This window comes from Mycobacterium talmoniae (assembly GCF_001854525.1).
GTDB lineage: Bacteria > Actinomycetota > Actinomycetes > Mycobacteriales > Mycobacteriaceae > Mycobacterium > Mycobacterium talmoniae.
In genome coordinates, this window is sequence record NZ_MLQM01000292.1 from 1 (window position 1) to 3,217 (window position 3,217).

General features: G+C 72.2%; 4 protein-coding genes and 1 pseudogene. 4 read left to right on the top strand and 1 reads right to left on the bottom strand.

Going from position 1 to position 3,217, the window contains the following annotated elements; all coding sequences use genetic code 11:
- A pseudogene (locus BKN37_RS26570) lies at nucleotides 1-1,187 on the bottom strand (helicase-associated domain-containing protein); the annotation flags it as partial.
- A gap of 66 nt (nucleotides 1,188-1,253) precedes the next feature.
- On the opposite strand from BKN37_RS26570, the gene BKN37_RS26575 reads away from it, so the two are divergent.
- The 4 genes from BKN37_RS26575 to BKN37_RS26590 are packed head-to-tail and all read left to right on the top strand — an operon-like array spanning nucleotide 1,254 to nucleotide 2,927.
- Nucleotides 1,254-1,454, top strand: coding sequence for a hypothetical protein (locus tag BKN37_RS26575; protein WP_095407228.1), 201 nt, complete (start codon nucleotides 1,254-1,256; stop codon nucleotides 1,452-1,454).
- 12 nt (nucleotides 1,455-1,466) lie between these two features.
- Entirely contained in the window at nucleotides 1,467-1,967 is a 501-nt protein-coding gene (moaC, locus tag BKN37_RS26580) for a cyclic pyranopterin monophosphate synthase MoaC (RefSeq protein WP_071030236.1), read from the top strand.
- Nucleotides 1,967-2,449, top strand: coding sequence for a MogA/MoaB family molybdenum cofactor biosynthesis protein (locus BKN37_RS26585; protein ID WP_071030237.1), 483 nt, complete (start codon nucleotides 1,967-1,969; stop codon nucleotides 2,447-2,449). Before moaC ends, BKN37_RS26585 begins: the two co-directional genes overlap by 1 nt.
- Nucleotides 2,450-2,501: 52 nt before the next feature.
- Complete coding sequence (locus BKN37_RS26590; RefSeq protein WP_071030239.1) at nucleotides 2,502-2,927, top strand: molybdenum cofactor biosynthesis protein MoaE; 426 nt, start codon at nucleotides 2,502-2,504, stop codon at nucleotides 2,925-2,927.
- Nucleotides 2,928-3,217 lie beyond the last annotated feature (290 nt).

A 3,217-nucleotide genomic window follows, 5' to 3' on the forward strand; every position in this document is an offset into this window, starting at 1 on the left:
GGCGGCAGCTCGGCCAGCATGCCCAGCAACAGCCGGCGATCCATCGGGGCCGCCGTGGAGTACAGCGAATGCGTCAGCGCCCCATACGGTTTGCCGTCGGGGCCGCGGGTGCCGATCAGGTTCGGTCGGGCCAGCAGGTCCAGCCAGGTGCTGGCCACCAGCTGCCACCGCTCGGCGGTGGGCGCCTCCACGAACCGGTCGGCGGCCACCGTCGGCGCCCAGAACGGTCCGATCCCGTCGTCCGGCTCGGGGTCGGGGATGCCGGCCGCGATCAGCCCGGCCGCCGCCGCGAGCTGCAGCAGCAGGCCCAGCCGGGCCTCGTCGACACCGGTCACCTTGGCCAGCCGCTTGACCTCGCGGACCCCCAGGCCGCCGCTGCGCAGTTCGGCGACCGGGGCCGCGCTCAACGTGCCCAGCAGCACCTCGAGTTCACGCAGCAGATCCAGCGCGGCCCCCGCGGCCGCCGCGTCGGCGTCGGCCGCGGTGGTGGTGGACACCACCGGATCGGGGGCCACCAGCTGCGCCGGCCCGGGGTTCTCGCCGCGCAGCACCTGCCCGACGTGCCGGGGCAAGATCACCGTCTCGTCGTCGATCTGGCGCAGCAGCCCCGCCGCCAACAGCCGCGGCACCGGGTGATCGGGTGGGGCGTCCGGCCCGGCGTCGCGGGTGCGTCCCAGCGGCGAGCCCTGCACCAACCGGTTCAGCAGCTCGGCCTGGGCGTCGTCGAGGTCGTCGAGCAGCGCCACGATCTGCTCGCCGGTGCGGGAGGCGTCCTCCAGGGTCACCTGACCGGGGTGCCACGGCAGTCCCGCGCCGGCGTCACCGGCCACCCGGACCACCGACTCGCCCCAGACCAGCGCCCGTTCGGCCAGGTCATCCAGTGCGGCCAGCACCTCGGCCTCCGGTGCCTTGTCGCCGATCGAGGCCACCAGCTTGGCCACCGGCACCGGTGTGGTGTTGGCCTGCAGCACCAGCAACGCGTCGAGCACCGCCAGCCGCAGGAAGTCCAATTCGTCGGTCGCGGCCTTGATCGACTGCCGGGCCTGGGCCCGCGCCGCGAGCGCCGCGATGCTGCCCGGCGGCGGCTGCGCCAGATCCGGGCGCAACTCCAGCAGCCGGATCAGCCGTTCGTCGGGCAGGTCGGCCAGCCAGGACCCCAGCGGGATGCCCTGGGTGTGTTTGGTCATTGCTGACCAGCGTAAAGCAGCTGCCCAGCCGTCCGTTCTCCCACGAGACCTGTCAGAATGGGTCTCGTGGCTGACATCGCTGACAACAAGGCGCAAAAGACCAGGTACGTCGACCCCGGCTGGCCGGCGACGGGCCCCGACGACCACGCGGTGAGCGAGACGCACAGCGACCGGACCGGGGCGCTGTCCCCGTTCGGGGATGTGGAGTTCCCGCTGCCCTCCGACGACCTGCCCTACCTGCACCCGGTCACGGTCGTCAACCAGTAGGTGGTGACTGCCATGTCTGCGGCGGCCGAACCACCCGGGCAGGCCGCGGGCCCGCTGTCGCACATTGATGAGCGGGGGGCGGCGCACATGGTCGACGTCACCGAGAAGGGCGCCACCCGGCGCACCGCGGTCGCGGCCGGCACCTTCCGCACCTCGGCACAGGTGGTGGCGCTGATCTCGACCGGCGGGCTGCCCAAGGGTGATGCGTTGGCCACCGCGCGGCTGGCCGGCATTATGGCCGCCAAACGCACCAGCGAGCTGATCCCGCTGTGCCACCAGCTGGCGCTCACCGGCGTCGACGTGGATTTCACCGTCGGCGAATCCGACATCGACATCACCGCGACGGTGCGCAGCACCGACCGCACCGGGGTGGAGATGGAGGCGCTGACCGCGGTCAGCGTGGCCGGCCTGACGCTGTTCGACATGATCAAGGCGGTGGATCCGGCCGCCCGCATCGACGATGTCCGGGTGCTCCGCAAGGAGGGCGGCAAAACCGGGACGTGGGTGCGGTGATGGCGACCCGATCCGCGCGCATCGTGATCGCCTCCACCCGGGCGGCCGCCGGCAGCTACGAGGACCGGTCCGGGCCGATCATCGCCGACTGGCTGGCCCAGCGCGGATTCCCGCCGGTGCAACCGCAGGTGGTCGCCGACGGCGCTCCGGTCGGGCAGGCGTTGCGCGACGCCGTCGGCGCCGGCGTCGATGTGGTGATCACCTCGGGAGGGACCGGGATCTCGCCGTCCGACGACACCCCGGCCCAGACGGCGGCGGTGCTGGACTATGAGATCCCCGGCTTGGCCGACGCGATCCGGCGCTCGGGGTTGCCCAAGGTCCCCACCTCGGTGCTGTCCCGCGGACTGTGCGGGGTGGCCGGCCGCACCCTGATCGTGAACCTGCCCGGCTCGACCGGCGGCGTGCGGGACGGTCTGGGGGTGCTGGCCGACGTGCTCGATCACGCGCTGGATCAACTGGCCGGCGGTGACCACCCGCGATGACGCGCGCCGACGACGATGTTGCCGGCGGAGCCGGGATCGAGGAGTGGCGCCGATGACGCAGGTGCTGCGGGCAGCGGTCACCGACCAGCCGATCGTGCTGGCCGACCACGAGGAACTGGTGGGCCATCAGGCCGCCGGCGCCGTCGTCGGGTTTGTCGGCATGATCCGCGACCACGACCACGGCCAGCAGGTGACGCGGTTGGAGTACTCCGCGCATCCGACCGCCGCGCAGGTGATGGCCGAGGTGGTGGCCGAGGTCGCCGAGTCCGCCCCGGGGGTGCGGGCGATCGCGGCCAGCCACCGGATCGGCGTCCTGCAGATCGGTGAGGCGGCGCTGGTGGCGGCGGTGGCCGCCGATCACCGGCAGGCCGCGTTCGCGACCTGTGCGCGGCTGGTCGACACCATCAAGGAGCGGCTGCCGGTGTGGAAGCACCAGTTCTTTGGTGACGGCACCGACGAATGGGTCGGCTCGGCCTAGGCGCTCACCGCGCCACCGAGTGGGCGCTGGTGGCGGAAATCCGCGCGGATTCCCGCCACCAATGCACGTTGGGTGAAAGAAGGCGCCTCAACGCCCAGCGCCGCTCATTGAGTGTGCAGTGAGGGCGACGAGTGTGCACTGAGGGCGAGAAAACACGCGTTTTCGGGCTGTTGCGGAATTGGATGGCGGGGCGGGTTGCGTGGCGGTGACGTCCGGTGGTGTGAGTTGGGGGCCGATCCGGTTACCCGGTGGCTGGGGCGAGGGCTCCGACCCCGATGGCTTTGAACAGG